We start from the raw sequence: 14,411 nt of genomic DNA, 5'->3' as shown, positions 1-14,411 counted from the left end.
ATACGGCATTCTTAGGAAGTACCGGGCCAGGATCGGCGCGCGAACCCCGGACACAGTGACGGTCCTGCAACAATCCGTCGGGCCGAAAACGTCGCGTCAGGGAAAGACCGGCAGTGAAAATTGCCGAATCTTCCTGTTCGATCGTCTACGGTCGAGCGGATCCAGATCGGGCGAATCATGTCACGGATGGCCGAGGGCCGCCACCGCCTCGGGCCCGGTGAGCGGCGCGCCGTCCCATTGCGCCGGCCGCTCGATGGCGGCGCGCAGCATCGCCTTGTAGGCTTGGCGCGGCACCTCCTCGGCGCCGAACTGGGCGAGGTGGCTGGTGACGAACTGCGCGTCGAGCAGGGTGTAGCCGCCGCGCTTCAGCCGCGCGGCGAGGTGGACGAGGGCCACCTTCGAGGCGTCCCGGACGGTGTGGAACATGCTCTCGCCGAAGAACGCCGAGCCCAGCGAGACGCCGTAGAGGCCGCCCACCAGAGTCCGGGGCTCGCCGGCATAGACCTCGACGGTGTGGCAATGGCCGAGATCGAACAGCTCGCCGTAGAGGGCGCGGATGCGGGCGTTGATCCAGGTGCGGTCGCTGTCGCGCCGCGGGGCGGCGCAGCCCTCGATCACCGCGTCGAAGTCGCGGTCGGTCACCACCTCGAAGTCGCCGTTGCGCACCGTGCGGGCGAGGCGAGCCCCGAGATGGAAGCGGTCGAGGGGCAGGATGCCCCGCTCCTTCGGCTCGACCCAGTACAACGTCGGGTCGTCGGCATCCTCCGCCATCGGGAAGATGCCGGCGGCGTAGGCCTTGAGCAGGATCTCCGCGGTGATCTCGACGTTCAGGCTGCCGTGCATCGACGGGGGTTCCGGGCACAGGGTGCGGGGGCGGCATTCTCACCCCGGACCGGCTCCCGGAAAAGGGGCGGCGGGGAGACCCGGTCGAACGGGAGCATTTTCCGACGAAGGGGGCACCGGGTCGTCGATGGAAAATGCGGCAAAACCGACGACCTCGAGAAGCGCCGGATTGCAAAGCGATCGGGCGCTGCTCAAGGCGGGGAGATGCCCAAACGAGGAAAGACCCGCGGCGGCTGGCCGCGGACCTTTCCTCGCGTATCGGCGTGCTCGTCGCGGCTCAGTTCGACGGGCCGCCCGAGGTGTTGCCGAGGTTCGGGTTCAGGCGGCTCGGCATCGCGGCGTTGCCGCCCTTGGCCGAATCGATCTCGGTCTCGATGGTGTTGCGGCCGACGCCGCCGACGGGAGCCGGACGATCGGGGTTCACCACGGTGCCGGTCGAGAGCGGATCGACCACCGGGGCGGCCGGGCCCGCGTAGACGGGAGCCTGGGCGAGGGCGGGGGTGGCCAACAGGGCGGCCAGGGTGGCAAGCGTGATCATGCGCATGGGGACAGTCTCTCTCGGTTCTCGACTGCGACCGTTACAGTCCGGAACGCCCTGTTCACCATCTGACGCAGAGGTGATCCAAGTGTTCCGGCCATTGTCGCCGGGAGAACCGTCGAGGCGCCGTCCCGTTCCGGCGCGCGCGCAAAAATCTCGCGCACCATCGATTGCTGCGATGCCGCATCCGGGCCGGGTCCGCACGGCCCGAAACGCGAAGGGGCGCCCGCGAGGACGCCCCTTGCCGAAGATTCGCCGTGCCGGCTCGCCTACTCGACCTCGAGCCCGCCGGTCTTGAGGAATTCCTCGAGCCAGTGGATGTCGTAGAGGCCGTTCTGGATGTCGGCGTTGCGCACCAGGGTGCGGAACAGCGGCAGGGTCGTGTCGATGCCCGCGACCACGAACTCGTCCAGCGCCCGGCGCAGCCGCATCAGGCACTCGTTGCGGGTGCGGCCGTGGACGATGAGCTTGCCCATCAGCGAGTCGTAGTGCGGCGGGATGCGGTAGCCCTGGTAGGCTGCCGAATCGACCCTTACCCCGAGGCCGCCGGGGGGGTGGAAGTAGGTGATCGTGCCCGGCGAGGGCCGGAAGGTCGCCGCGTGCTCGGCGTTGATCCGGCACTCGATGGCGTGGCCCTCGACCCGCACGTCCTCCTGGCGCACCGAGAGCGGCGCGCCGGCCGCCACCCGGATCTGCTCGTTGACGAGGTCGATCCCGGTGATCATCTCCGTGACGGGATGCTCGACCTGGATCCGGGTGTTCATCTCGATGAAATAGAACTGCCCGTCCTCGTAGAGGAACTCGATCGTGCCGGCGCCGGTATAGCCCAGCTCCTGCATCGCCCGGGCGACCGTGCCGCCGATCTGCTCGCGCATCTCGGCGTTGAGCGCCGGGGAGGGGCCTTCCTCCCAGACCTTCTGGTGCCGGCGCTGGAGCGAGCAGTCGCGCTCGGCGAGGTGGATGGCGTTGCCGCGGCCGTCGCCGAGCACCTGCACCTCGATGTGGCGCGGCTTCTCGAGGTACTTCTCGATGTAGACCGCGTCGTCGCCGAAGGCGGCTTTCGCCTCGGTGCGGGCGGTCATCAGGGCGTTCTCGAGGTCGGCCTCGCTGCGGGCGACCTTCATGCCGCGGCCGCCGCCGCCCGAGGCCGCCTTGATCAGCACCGGGTAGCCGATGTCGGCGGCGACGCGCTTGGCCTCGTCGGTATCGGTGACGCCGCCCTCGGAGCCGGGGACGCACGGGATGCCGAGGCGCTTGGCGGTGCGCTTGGCCTCGATCTTGTCGCCCATCACCCGGATGTGCTCGGCCTTCGGGCCGATGAAGCCGATGCCGTGGTGGTTGAGCACCTCGGCGAAACGGGCGTTCTCGGACAGGAAGCCGTAGCCCGGATGCACCGCGTCGGCGCCGGTGATCTCGCAGGCGGCGATGATCGACGGGATGTTGAGGTAGCTGTCGCGGGCCGGCGGCGGTCCGATGCACACGCTCTCGTCGGCGAGCCGGACGTGCATGGCGTCGGCGTCGGCGGTGGAGTGCACCGCCACGGTCGCGATGCCGAGCTCCTTGGCAGCCCGCAGGATGCGGAGCGCGATCTCGCCCCGGTTCGCGATCAGGATCTTGTCGAACATGGGTTCCTTGAGATCACTCGATCAGCAGCAGGGGCTCGCCGAACTCGACCGGCTGCCCGTCCTCGATGAAGATCGCCGTCACGGTGCCGGAGCGCGGCGCCACGATGTCGTTGAAGGTCTTCATCGCCTCGACGAGCAGGACCCGGGCGCCGCTCTCGATCCGCGAGCCGACCTCGACGAAGTTCTTCGCCTCGGGCGAGGGCTTGCGGTAGGCGGTGCCGACCATCGGCGAGAGCACCGCGCCCGGATGGGCGGCGAGCGCCTTCGGGTCGGACTCGGCGGTGAGGACCGGCGCGGCGGCGGGGATCGCGGCGGCGGGAAGGGGCGGGGCGACGGCGGCCACCGGGACCTGCACCTGCTGCACGGCGCGCTCGCGGGCGACGCGGATGCGCAGGTCGCCCTTCTCGACCTCGATCTCGCTCAGATCGGTCTCGGCGATCAGGGTCGCGAGCTCGCGCACGAGCTCGGGGTCGAAGGGATCATGCTTGCTGTTGGAGGGCACGGCGGTCTTCGGCACTCGTGAAGGAGGGGCGGGGGTTGGCCCGCCGGGACCCGGTGTCGGACGACGCGGGGGGCGTCGGGCGTCCGTCGGGCGATCGGCGGGCCTCATAGACCATGCGACCGGCGCGCGATAGTGGCGCCGGCGCGACGGGCAAGCGGGAACCTCAGCAGGTGGCGTGGCCGCACTGGCGCACGCCCGCCACCGTCTTGCGGATCGGCTCGACACCGACGGCGCCCGGGATGATCTCGTCGCCGATGATGAAGGCCGGAGTGCCCGACAGGCCGAGCTTGTCGCCCAGGCCCACGTTCTCCTGCAGCGCCGCCTGGATGTCGGGGGCCTGCATGTCCTTCTGCAGCTTGGCGATGTCGAGGCCCATCTCCTTGGCGACCGCGATCGCCCGCTCGCCGTTCACCCGGCCGCGGCTCTCGAGCAGGCGGATGTGGTAGTCGAACAGCTTGTCGCCCTTGATCTGCTGCTTGGCGGCGAGCGCCACCTTGCTGGCCTCGAGCGAATCGGGTCCGAGCACGGGGAAGTCGCGCAGGACCACCTTCAGCTTCGGGTCGCCCTTGATCAGGGTCTGCAGGTCGGTGAGCGCCCGCTTGCAGTAGCCGCAATTGTAATCGAAGAACTCGACCAGGGTGACGTCGCCGTTCGGGTTGCCGGCGACGAAGCCGTGCGGCGAGTTGTGCAGGGTGTCGCGGGTCTCCTTCAGGGCGCTGGCCTGGGCGACCTTCTGGGCGTCCTGCTGGCGCTTCTCCAGCTCGGCCATCGCCTCCTGCAGCACCTCGGGGTTCTTCAGCAGGTAGTCGCGCACCACGCTCTCGATCGCCTGGCGCTGGGCGTCCGGCATCGCGGCCGGGGCGGGAGCTTGGGTGGTGGGCGCCGCCGGCGTGGTCGTCGGCGACTGGGCCTGCGTCGGGGCAACCGCGGCGACGAGGCCCGCGAGGGCGAGGGCGGGCAGAAGGCGGGGCAGGGGCAGCATCGTCGTCCTCATCGGGGTCGTCCACCGTCGGTGGCGCACAATCGTGGCGCGCTCCTTGACCCCCCGGTTAGGCGGTTTCGCGGCGGCCTTGTCAAATCACGCCTGGTCACATCGGGCTCGGCGCCGGCCGCGGGGCGCAATCGCCGGCAAATCCCGCTATGTGCGGGGACGCACCCGCGCCCTCCCATCAAGGCCCGTCATGTCCGAACCCGCCTCTCTCGTCTCCCGCCGCGCCGCCCGCGTCGCGCCCTTCCTGGCGATGGACGTGCTCGCCGCCGCGGCGCGGCGCGAGCGGGCGGGCGACAGCGTGGTGCACATGGAGGTCGGCCAGCCCTCCGCACCCGCGCCGAAACCCGCCATCGCGGCGGCGCAGGCGGCGCTGGCCTCGGGCCGCATCCCCTATACCGAGGCGCTCGGCCTCGCGCCGTTGCGCGAGCGGATCGCCCGCCACTACGCCGAGGCCTACGGCGTTGCCGTCGCGCCCGAGCGGGTCGTCGTCACCACCGGCTCCTCGGCCGGCTTCGTGCTGGCCTTCCTCAGCCTGTTCGATGCCGGCGGGCGCGTCGCGATCTCGGCGCCCGGCTATCCGGCCTACCGCTCGGTCCTCCAGGCGGTCGATCTCGAGCCGGTCGGCCTGCCGCTGCGGGCCGAGGACGGCTTCGTGCCGACCGCCGCGGGAGTGCGGGCCGCCCATGCCGCGAGCCCGCTCGCGGGCCTCCTGGTGATGAGCCCGGCCAACCCGTCCGGCACGATGATCGACGAGGCGGGCCTCGCCGCCCTCGCCGGGACCTGCCGCGACCTGGGGCTGCGGTTCATCTCCGACGAGATCTATCACGGCCTGACCTACGGCCGGCCCGCCGCCACCGCGCTCGCGGTCGATCCCGACGCGGTCGTGATCAACTCGTTCTCGAAGTACTATTGCATGACCGGCTGGCGCATCGGCTGGATGGTGGTGCCGGAATCCCTGGTGCGGCCGATCGAGCGGCTGGCGCAGAACCTCTACATCTCGGCGCCCTACCTGTCGCAGGTGGCCGCGCTCGCCGCCTTCGAGGCGACCGAGGAGCTGGAAGGCGTGAAGGCCGACTATGCCCGCGCCCGCGCGCTGCTGCTGAACGAATTGCCGTCGATCGGCCTCGGCGAGGTGCACCCGGCCGACGGCGCCTTCTACCTCTACGCCGACGTCGCGCGGCTCACCAACGACTCGATCGGCTTCTGCCGCCGCATGCTCGACGAGGCCGGGGTGGCGGCGACGCCCGGCCTCGACTTCGACCCGGAGGCCGGGGCCCACCACCTGCGCCTTTCGTTCGCCGGCGGCGAGGCCGAGGCGCACGAGGCGGTGCGGCGGCTGAAGGGCTGGCTGGCCTGACGCGCCCGCGGCAGGCCCCGGGGCCGGTGCTTAACCGGCCATCAGGCCGACGCCGAAGCTGACCAGCAGGCCGGAGAAGATCCAGCGTTGCGCCCGCTGGGCCGCGGGGCGCCGGTCGAGCCAGCGGCCGAGCTTCGTTCCCGCCTCGGCGTAGACGAGGTCGAAGGCGAGCCCGGCCGCGACGAGGACGGCGCCGAGCACGACGAAGCGGGCGGACGCGTTCGCCTGGTCCGAGCGCACGAATTGCGGCAGCAGCACGGAGCAGAACAGCAGCGCCTTCGGGTTGAGGATGTTGGTCACGAGGCCGCGCAGGAAGGCCGCCGCCGGCGAGAGGACGGGAGCGCCCCCCAGCTCGGGCAGTGCGACCCCGGCGCGCCACACCCGCCATCCGAGCCAGACGAGATAGGCGGCCCCGGCGAGGCGCAGCCACCCGAAGACGACGGGCGACGCCACCAGGAGCGCGGCGAGCCCGACGGCCGACAGGCTGACATGGACCGTGCGGGCCACGGCGAGGCCGAGGGCCACCGCCCGGGCCGCCCCCCGCCCGTGGGCCGCGCCGGTGCGCAGGATCAGCACCATGTCGGGGCCGGGCACCAGGAAGGCGACGGCCAGGAAGGCGAGGAAGACGACGAGATCGGTCATGGTGGGATCGGTCATGGCGGGCCCTTGGGCGAACGGCCGGACCCTAGCGCTCCCGGACTGGCCGATCCGGCCGAATGCGGCTTCGCGCGCGGCGATCTTTGGCATACCGTGCCAAGAAATCCGTTTCGGAAGCCGCACAGATGCCAAAAATGGTTCTCGATGCCATCGATCGGCGCATCCTGGCGGCGCTGCAGCGGGACGGGCGGCTGACCAACGTGCAACTCGCCGAGGAGGTCGGCCTGTCGCCCTCGCCCTGCCTGCGCCGCGTCCGCCTGCTGGAGGAGGCCGGGGTCATCGGCGGCTACCGGGCGACGCTCGACCGGGCCGAGCTCGGCCTCGGCCTCACCGTCTTCGTCGGGGTCAAGGTCGTCCGCCACGACGAGAGCGGGGCGGCGGCGTTCCGGGGCGCGGTGCGCCTCCTCCCGAGCGTGGTGGCCTGCCACCTCGTCTCCGGCGAATCCGATTTCCTGCTCCAGGTCGTCGTGCCGGACCTCGCCGCCTACGAGCGCCTGCTCCTCGACACGCTGATGCGCCTGCCGGGGGTCAGCGACATCCGCAGCAACTTCGCGATCCAGACGGTCAAGGCCGAGGGCCCGCTACCCCTCGACCATCTCTGATCGCGGCGTCGCCGACCGGGCTTGCCCCGGCCCCTCTCCACCCGGATACCGGGCGTGCCGGGCGTGCCGGGCGTGCGACGCCGAACCCGGCCGGCCTGTTCCGCCAGGGGAGGACACCGATGACCGATCTGCATCCCGCCGCCGCGACCGGTTTCGCCTCCGGCGCCGAGACCTATGCGCGGGGCCGGCCCGACTATCCGGCGGCGCTCGGCGCCTGGCTGCGCGACGCCCTGCGTCTCGGGCCCGGCCGCAGGGCCGCCGATCTCGGCGCCGGGACCGGCAAGTTCACCCGCCTCATCGCCGCGACCGGCGCCGACGTGACGGCGGTGGAGCCCGTCGCAGCCATGCGGGACGCGCTCGCCGGCTCCCTGCCGGGCGTGACCGCGCTCGCCGGCTCCGCCGAGGCGATGCCGCTCGCCGATGCCAGCCTCGACGCGCTCGTCTGCGCCCAGGCCTTCCACTGGTTCTCGACGAAGGCGGCGCTCGCCGAGATCCGCCGGGTGCTCAAGGTCGGCGGCCGCTTCGGCCTCGTCTGGAACGTCCGCGACGAGGGCACGCCCTGGGTGGCGAATCTGACCGCGATCATGAACGCCCACGAGGGCGACGCGCCGCGCTACCACACCGGCGCGTGGCGGGCGCCGTTTCCGGCCGAGGGATTCGGGCCCCTGCACGAGGAGGTTTTTCCTCACGGCCATGCCGGCGCTCCCGAGCGGGTGATCCTCGACCGTGCCCTGTCGGTGAGCTTCATCGCGGCCTTGCCGGAGGCGGAGCGGGCGAGGGTGGCGGCGAGCGTGCGGGCGCTGATCGATCGCACGCCGGAGCTCGCGGGGCGGCCGGAGGTGGCCTTCCCGTACCGGACGCACGCGTACTGGTGCGAGCGGTTTCACTGACCCGCCGCGTGTCCCGACGATCGGCGTCGTTCATCCCGGGGGCCGCGCGGCGGCCCCGCAATGCCGGGGAGCGGGTGCGCTCGCACGCCCGGACGTCATTTCCCCGCCGGCGCCGCCACCCCGAAATGGTCGGCGAGCTGCGCGCCTGTGTAGCTCTCGGTGAAGCTGTCCGACCGCTCCGGCAGCATGCCGGCGCTCCAGGCGGTCCAGGCCGTCTGAAGTCGCGAAAAGTCCTCTGGACGGCGGTTCTTCAGGTTCGCCCGTTCCAGCGGATCGGCGACCACGTCGAACAGGAACGTGTTGTCCCGGATCTTGAGGTACTTGAGGTCGCCGTCGCGCATCGCCGCCTGGGCGTTGGCGCGGTAGCGCCAGAAGAACGTGCGGAGCCGCTCCGAGGCCTGGCCGGTCAGGATCGGCAGGAGGTCGATGCCGTCGGACGGATAGGCCGGATCGGGAGCGGAGCCGGCGGCGGCGAGCAGCGTCGGCAGCCAGTCCATGGTGATCATCGGCTGGGTCGAGACCGCGCCCGCCTTCAGCCGCCGCGGCCACGACACGATCGCCGGGATGCGCAGGCCGCCCTCCAGCAGCTCGGTCTTGCGGCCGGTGAACGGCCAGGTGTCCGAGAAGCGCTCGCCCCCGTTGTCGCTCGTGAACACCACGATCGTGTCCTCGGCGATGCCGTTGGCCTCGAGGGCGTCGAGGACGCGGCCGATCTGGGCGTCCATCTCGCCGACGATCCGGCGGTAGGTGGCTTGGGTGCCGCCGTCGAAGTGGCGCAGGTTGCTGCCGGCGATCCGGCGCGATTCGGCCTCGTCGTCGGGCGTCTCCCACGGCCAGTGCGGCGCGTTGAAGTGCAGGCTGAGGAAGAGCGGCCGTCCGGCCTTCGCCGAGGCCGCGATCGTCTCGACGGCGCGCTGCCCCAGGAGGTGGGTGGCGTAGCCGGCCTCCTCGATCCGCACGTCGCCGTCCCACAGATCCGGCTTGTCGTCGGTGCCGCGGTGGCTGAAGTAATCGATCGTGCCGCCGCGAAAGCCCCAGAACGCGTCGTAGCCGCGCTGCAGCGGCCCGTATTCCTGCACGCTGCCGAGATGCCACTTGCCGATGAGCGCGGTGCGATACCCGGCCTGCCGCAGCAGGCCGGGCAGGGTCGGATGCCCCGCCGGGATGCCGCCCGCGAACCGGGTCGTCACCGGCTCCTCGAGCCCGACGGCCAGGCGGTACTGGTAGCGTCCGGTGATCAAGGCCGTGCGGGTGGCCGAGCACACCGCCGAGTTGGCGTAGGCCTGCGTGAACCGCACGCCGCGGGTGGCGATCCGGTCGATGTGCGGGGTGGCGAGGTCGGGCCGGCCGTAACAGGCGACGTGGGCGTAGCCGAGGTCGTCGGCCATGATGAACACGATGTTCGGGGCGTGCGCCGCCCGTGCCGCCCGTGGCCCGGCGAGCGCCGCCGCCCCGGCGGCCGCGCTGCCCAGCACGCGCCTGCGCGTCACTCCCGCCATGGTCGATCCTCCCGCGCCGTTGCAGGTACGCTACGGGGCGAGGCACCGACGGGCAACCGGTCCGGGCATCGGCCCGCGGTTCAGCCCGCGGCCGCCCGCTCCAGCGCCGCCCCGTCGATCCGCACCATGCCCTGCATCGCGGAAAACACCCGGGCGGCGACGGCGGGGTCCGGATGCGAGAGCAGGCGCGGCAGCACTTCCGGAAAGATCTGCCAGGGCACGCCCCAGCGGTCGCGCAGCCAGCCGCACTGGATCTCGGTGCCGCCCCCGGCGAGGAGCGCGTCCCATAGGCGGTCGACCTCCCTCTGGTTCGGGCAGGCGACGGCGATCGAGGCGGCGGTGCCGTAGTCGGCCCTCGTGCCGCCGTTGAGCGCCTGGAAGCTCTGCCCGCCGAGGGTGAAGCTCACCAGGATCGCGGCGCCGGGCTCGCCCCCGGGCCAGGGACCCGGCGCACGCAGGATCGGCCCGAGCTGCGAATCCGGGACGAGGGCGACGTAGGTGCGCACCGCCTCCTCGGCGTCGCGCGCGAACCACAAGCAGGTGCTGACGGAAGTCATCATGCGTCTCCTCGACGGTCAGAGGCGGGCGGCGAGATCGGCGAGCTGATCTGCGCAGCGGCCCCAGCCGTCGTGGAACCCCATCGCCTCGTGGGCGGCGCGATCCTCCGCCGTCCAGTGCCGGGCGAGCGCGGTGTAGCGGGTGCCGCCGTCCTCGGGCGTGAAGGTGATGATGCCGGTGAAGAACAGCTTCGCCGCCGGCTCCCAGGCGCATCCATAGGCGTCGGTGAAGACGATGCGGGCATTCTCGACCAGCTCGAGATAGACGCCGCGGCTGGTAAACTCGCTCCCGTCCGGCCCCCGCATGACGATGCGGGTCGCGCCGCCGGGGCGGGGATCGGTCTCGGCCTGCGCGACCGTGAAGGGATGCGGGGCGAACCACCGCTTGATCAGCTCCGGCTCGGTCCAGGCGCGGTAGAGCGCGGCGGCCGGGGCGGGGATCAGGCGGGTGAGGACGAGGTCGCGTCCGGTCGGATCGGTCATCGGAGGGCTCGACGGGTGGGCGTGGGAGATCGGCGGTGTCCGGTTCCGGCGGCGGCTTCAGCGCTTCGGCTGGTTCATCGCCCAGACCACTCCGAAGGGATCGCGCAACTGGCCGTAGCGGTCGCCCCAGAACATCTCGGCCGGCTGCATGATCGCGGTGGCGCCGGCCTCGACGGCGCGGGCATAGCGGGCGTCGATGTCCTCGACCATCAGCGTCAGGGCGAAGCTCTGGGGCGGCAGAAGCGGATGGCCGTGCTCCGGATAGGCGTCGCACAGCATCAGCGACGAGCCGTTGACGTGGAGATGGACGTGGCAGGTCCGTCCCTGCTCGTCCGCCGGCAGGGCGGCGACGGTCTCGGCCCCGAAGGCACGGGCGTAGAATTCCGCCGCCTTCAGGGCGCCGTCCACCGTCACGTAGGTGACGAGGCCGCCCTTCACCGGAGGGATCGTGTCGGACGGGGTTTCGGACGTTTCGTCTCTCATGGTCCTCTCCGGGGTCGGGCCGGTCGTCGGTGCGGCCTCGTTGCAAGGACGGGCGGCGGGGGCCGTCCCCGACAGCCCCGCTTCAGATTCTTTCGCGGTCCTTCGACCCGTCCCCGGCCAGCCGGTCGAGCTGGAGGCGGATATGCGCGGCCTCGGCCGGGGTGCCGGCGAGCGCGATCGCCCGGCCCATCGCCTCCCGGGCCTCGGCGGTGCGGCCGAGCTGCTGCAGCAGGGCGCCGCGCAGGCCATGGAAGTGGAAGTAGCCCTGCAGCGGCCCGGCCAGGGGCTCGACGAGGGCGAGCCCGGCCGCCGGGCCGGCGACCTTGGCGGCCGCGACGGCGCGGTTGAGCGTCACCACCGGCGAGGGCTGCATCCGTTCGAGCGTCGCGTAGAGCGCGTCGATGCCGGCCCAGTCGGTGTCCCGCGGCCGCGCGGCCCGGGCGTGCAGGCCGGCGATGGCCGCCTGGACCTGGTAGGGGCCGGGCGCGCGGTGGCGCATCGCCTTGTCGACGAGGGCCAGCCCCTCGGCGATCGGGGCCTTGCGCCAGAGCCCGCGATCCTGCTCCTCCAGCAAAACGATCCCGCCGTCGGCGTCGAAGCGCGCCGGGGAGCGGGCGTGCTGGAGCAGCATCAGGGCGAGGAGCCCCATCGTCTCCGGGTCGGTCGCGAACAGCCGCAGCAGCAGGCGGCCGAGGCGGATCGCCTCGTCGCACAGCTCCGCCCGCTCCGTGCCGGTCGCGGCCGAGTAGCCGGCGTTGAAGACGAGGTAGAGCATCGCCGAGACGGCGGCGCGCCGCTCCGCCCGCTCGGCCGGGCCCGGCGCGCCGTAGGGTACCGGGCTCTTGGCGATGCGGGCCTTGGCGCGGGTGATCCGCTGCTCCATCGCCGCCTCCGAGACCAGGAAGGCGCGGGCGATGCGCGGCACGGAGAGCCCCGAGACGATGCGGAGCGCCAGTGCGATCTGCTGCGTCGCCGGCAGGTCCGGATGGCAGCAGACGAACAGGAGCCGCAGGATGTCGTCGCGATAGGCCCCGGCATCGATCGTCTCGGCGAGCGGCGTCTCGGCGTCGCCGAGATCGGACAGCGCCTCGTCCGACGGCAGGGGAGCGAGGCGGGCGAGGTGGCGCCTGCCGTCGAGGGCGGCGTTGCGGCCGACGAGGATCAGCCAGGCCGCCACGTCCCGTGGCGGTCCGGTGCGGGGCCAGGTCCGCAGCGCCCGCAGGCTCGCCTCCTGGAAGGCCTCCTCGGCGGTGTCGAGGTCGCGAAACACCCGCGACAGCGCGGCGACCACCCGGGGCCTCGCCGCCGCCAGGGAGGCGGCGAGCCAGGCGGCATCGGGCGAGTCCCCGCTCACCGGGGCCCGCCCTCACGGTGCCCGTCCCGGGCCGGGCGCGGGTCGGGATTGTAGAGCAGGACCGGCCGCAGCTCGTAGGCGCCGCCCGGATTGGCCGCGGCGAGGTCGCGGGCGATCTCCAGGGCCTCGTCGAGGTCGGCGACCTCGACGACGTAGAAGCCCAGCAGCTGCTCCTTGGTCTCGGCGAACGGGCCGTCGATCACCAGTGGCGGCTCGCTCGCCTTGCGCAGGGTGGTGGCGGTGCTCGTCGGCAGGAGCCGCAGCGACGGGCCGAGCTTGCCGTCCCGCTCCAGCCGCGCGTGCACGTGCCCGAGCCGGTCCATCACGGCAGCGTCGTCCGCCGCGCTCCAGGCGGCGACGACGTCCTCGTCCTTGTAGCAGAGGATGGCGTAGAGCATGGCGGCGATCCCTCTCCGTCCCAGGACGCGCGAGGCGGCCCGGATCCGACGAGGATCGCCGAAATTTCGCCCGGTGGCGAACCCGCTCCGGGGCCCCGTGCTTCAGTGGCGCGTCGCGCCCTCGGCGGCGGTCACCAGCGTCTTGGCGGCGGCCTCGAAGGCCTGGAAGGCCGGGATCGCCTTGTCCCAGGCCCCGGCGCCCAGCGCCTCGACCATGGCGGCGGCGTGGCGGCGCGCCTCGGTGCAGGCCGCGACGATCTGGGGCGCGGCCGGGTGCGAGGCGTCCAGCCCGAGCTCGGCGGCGTCGCCCGTGGCGAAGGCCGGCACCGCCGCGGAGGCCTGGCCGAGCCCGACCAGGGCCGCCGCGAGGCGGCGCTTCCACATCCCCATGTCGGCGGGCAGGCGCAGCAGGCGGTAGCCCGGCAGGTCGCGCGTGGCGCCGGCGTCGAGGACCTCCTGGGCCTTGGTCTCGGCCCGCACCAGGATCGCCATCAGGCCCTTGATCTCGTCGCTCGTCTTCTGGGCCTTGCCGGCGACCTGCTGCACGCCCGACGAGATCTCGGCCGTGGCGGCCTCCTGCTGGCCCAGCACCTCGGCCAGCGCCCGGATCCCCTCGGCCGAGCGGGCGACCGCGTCGCCCTCCTGCACCACCCGGGCCTCGACCCGGGCCACCGCGGCGGTGCCGCTCGCCACGGCGTGGCGGCTCTCGGCCACCGCGGCCTGGATCGCCGCCAGTTCCTGCAGCAGCACCGCCAGGCGGCCGCGGATCTGCTCGGTCGCCCGGGCGGTCTGGCCGGAGAGCTGCTTGACCTCCGCCGCCACCACGGCGAAGCCGCGGCCCGCCTCGCCGGCCCGGGCCGCCTCGATCGTGGCATTGAGCGCCAGCAGGTTGGTCTGGCTCGAGATCGCCTCGATCGTGCCGGCCATCTCCTGGATCTGAAGCGCCGCGCTCTCGAACCCGGTCAGGCGCTGCTCGATCTGCCCGGCATGGGTCTCGATCGCCGCCATCGTGCTGCTGGCCTCGCGCATGTCCGCCGCGCAGGACGCGATGCCGCCGCTCGCCCGCTCGGCGACCTCCGCGCTCGCCTGCGAGCGGCCCGCGAGCTCTCGGGTGGAGGCCGCGACCTCCTCGACCGCCGCCGCCATCGCTCGGGTCTGGCCGGCGATCTCGCTGGCGTCGTGCGTCATCCAGCCCAGCACCGTCGCGGCCTCGGAGGCCTCGGCGGCGACGCGGGCGGTGCTGCCGAGATCCGCGGCGGCGGCCACTTGCAGGCGCCCGACGAGCTGACCGAGGGAGCGGGCGAGGCGGCCGGAGCCCAGGTCGGACCCGCTGGCGCCGGCCCGCTCGACGAGACCGGCGAGGCGCTCCTCCACCATCTCCGGGGTCTCGACGGGAACGGGCGCAGGGGCGTGACGGGAGCGGAACATGGCGAGGATCCAGGGTGAGATGGCTCGATTTCCCCCGATCCCCGTATCGTTTCCGTTAACAGCCGGCCCGAACCCTGGTCTAGCGTGTGAGATGACGCATCGTCGTCTTAGGTTCCCCTCACGGTTCTGGCCCGCGCCGAGCTCCGCGACATTACTCGTTCGCTCCGCGACAGAAGACCGGCAATCACTCCGTCATGTATAAAA

16 protein-coding genes are annotated in these 14,411 nt (G+C 72.5%); 3 read left to right on the top strand and 13 right to left on the bottom strand.

What is annotated here, in order from left to right; all coding sequences use genetic code 11:
• Positions 1 to 180: 180 nt before the first annotated feature.
• From aat to V3T34_RS16335, 5 genes are all read right to left on the bottom strand, one after another.
• Positions 181 to 843, bottom strand: coding sequence for a leucyl/phenylalanyl-tRNA--protein transferase (gene aat, locus V3T34_RS16355; protein ID WP_060847336.1), 663 nt, complete (start codon positions 841 to 843; stop codon positions 181 to 183).
• Between the two features lie 277 nt (positions 844 to 1,120).
• Complete coding sequence (locus V3T34_RS16350) at positions 1,121 to 1,387, bottom strand: hypothetical protein (RefSeq protein ID WP_305079043.1); 267 nt, start codon at positions 1,385 to 1,387, stop codon at positions 1,121 to 1,123.
• Between the two features lie 263 nt (positions 1,388 to 1,650).
• Positions 1,651 to 3,006: an acetyl-CoA carboxylase biotin carboxylase subunit gene (gene accC / locus V3T34_RS16345; RefSeq protein WP_305079044.1), complete on the bottom strand. Its 1,356-nt coding sequence runs from the start codon at positions 3,004 to 3,006 to the stop codon at positions 1,651 to 1,653.
• Between the two features lie 13 nt (positions 3,007 to 3,019).
• The gene (gene accB / locus V3T34_RS16340) at positions 3,020 to 3,523 is read right to left on the bottom strand and encodes an acetyl-CoA carboxylase biotin carboxyl carrier protein (RefSeq protein ID WP_407942719.1); all 504 of its coding nucleotides are present in this window, start codon (positions 3,521 to 3,523) and stop codon (positions 3,020 to 3,022) included.
• 148 nt (positions 3,524 to 3,671) lie between these two features.
• Complete coding sequence (locus V3T34_RS16335; RefSeq protein WP_305079063.1) at positions 3,672 to 4,490, bottom strand: DsbA family protein; 819 nt, start codon at positions 4,488 to 4,490, stop codon at positions 3,672 to 3,674.
• Positions 4,491 to 4,689: 199 nt separating this feature from the next.
• Here V3T34_RS16335 and V3T34_RS16330 point away from each other — a divergent pair, with 199 nt between their 5' ends.
• Entirely contained in the window at positions 4,690 to 5,856 is a 1,167-nt protein-coding gene (locus V3T34_RS16330) for an aminotransferase class I/II-fold pyridoxal phosphate-dependent enzyme (RefSeq protein WP_305079046.1), read from the top strand.
• A gap of 30 nt (positions 5,857 to 5,886) precedes the next feature.
• Here V3T34_RS16330 and V3T34_RS16325 read toward each other — a convergent pair whose 3' ends face one another.
• Complete coding sequence (locus V3T34_RS16325; RefSeq protein WP_305079047.1) at positions 5,887 to 6,513, bottom strand: LysE family translocator; 627 nt, start codon at positions 6,511 to 6,513, stop codon at positions 5,887 to 5,889.
• A gap of 125 nt (positions 6,514 to 6,638) precedes the next feature.
• Between V3T34_RS16325 and V3T34_RS16320 the strand changes: the two genes are divergently transcribed.
• Together V3T34_RS16320 and V3T34_RS16315 are read left to right on the top strand one after the other, a co-directional pair.
• Positions 6,639 to 7,115: an Lrp/AsnC family transcriptional regulator gene (locus V3T34_RS16320; RefSeq protein WP_060847342.1), complete on the top strand. Its 477-nt coding sequence runs from the start codon at positions 6,639 to 6,641 to the stop codon at positions 7,113 to 7,115.
• Between the two features lie 119 nt (positions 7,116 to 7,234).
• Positions 7,235 to 8,005, top strand: a complete 771-nt coding sequence (locus V3T34_RS16315) for a class I SAM-dependent methyltransferase (protein WP_305079048.1) — start codon at positions 7,235 to 7,237, stop codon at positions 8,003 to 8,005.
• 95 nt (positions 8,006 to 8,100) lie between these two features.
• Here the strand turns inward: V3T34_RS16315 and V3T34_RS16310 are convergent, their stop codons facing one another.
• The 7 genes from V3T34_RS16310 to V3T34_RS16280 form a co-directional block, all read right to left on the bottom strand.
• Positions 8,101 to 9,504, bottom strand: coding sequence for a sulfatase family protein (locus tag V3T34_RS16310; RefSeq protein WP_305079049.1), 1,404 nt, complete (start codon positions 9,502 to 9,504; stop codon positions 8,101 to 8,103).
• An 80-nt stretch (positions 9,505 to 9,584) separates the two neighbouring features.
• Entirely contained in the window at positions 9,585 to 10,061 is a 477-nt protein-coding gene (locus tag V3T34_RS16305; protein ID WP_305079064.1) for a VOC family protein, read from the bottom strand.
• Positions 10,062 to 10,079: 18 nt separating this feature from the next.
• Complete coding sequence (locus V3T34_RS16300) at positions 10,080 to 10,544, bottom strand: SRPBCC family protein (RefSeq protein WP_305079050.1); 465 nt, start codon at positions 10,542 to 10,544, stop codon at positions 10,080 to 10,082.
• A gap of 57 nt (positions 10,545 to 10,601) precedes the next feature.
• Positions 10,602 to 11,027, bottom strand: a complete 426-nt coding sequence (locus V3T34_RS16295) for a VOC family protein (protein ID WP_060847346.1) — start codon at positions 11,025 to 11,027, stop codon at positions 10,602 to 10,604.
• 82 nt (positions 11,028 to 11,109) lie between these two features.
• Positions 11,110 to 12,381, bottom strand: coding sequence for an RNA polymerase sigma factor (locus V3T34_RS16290; protein ID WP_305079051.1), 1,272 nt, complete (start codon positions 12,379 to 12,381; stop codon positions 11,110 to 11,112).
• A complete protein-coding gene (locus tag V3T34_RS16285; protein ID WP_060847348.1) occupies positions 12,378 to 12,779 on the bottom strand; it encodes a YciI family protein in 402 nt (133 codons plus the stop codon). The genes V3T34_RS16290 and V3T34_RS16285 overlap by 4 nt, the downstream gene beginning before the upstream one ends.
• 102 nt (positions 12,780 to 12,881) lie before the next feature.
• On the bottom strand, positions 12,882 to 14,207 hold the full coding sequence (locus V3T34_RS16280; protein WP_060847349.1) for a methyl-accepting chemotaxis protein: 1,326 nt from the start codon (positions 14,205 to 14,207) through the stop codon (positions 12,882 to 12,884).
• Positions 14,208 to 14,411 lie beyond the last annotated feature (204 nt).

The sequence above is a fragment of the Methylobacterium ajmalii genome (assembly GCF_036448855.1).
Classification (GTDB): domain Bacteria; phylum Pseudomonadota; class Alphaproteobacteria; order Rhizobiales; family Beijerinckiaceae; genus Methylobacterium; species Methylobacterium ajmalii.
The sequence above is the reverse complement of the archived record's forward strand: the minus strand, read 5'-3'. Positions and strand labels throughout refer to the sequence as shown.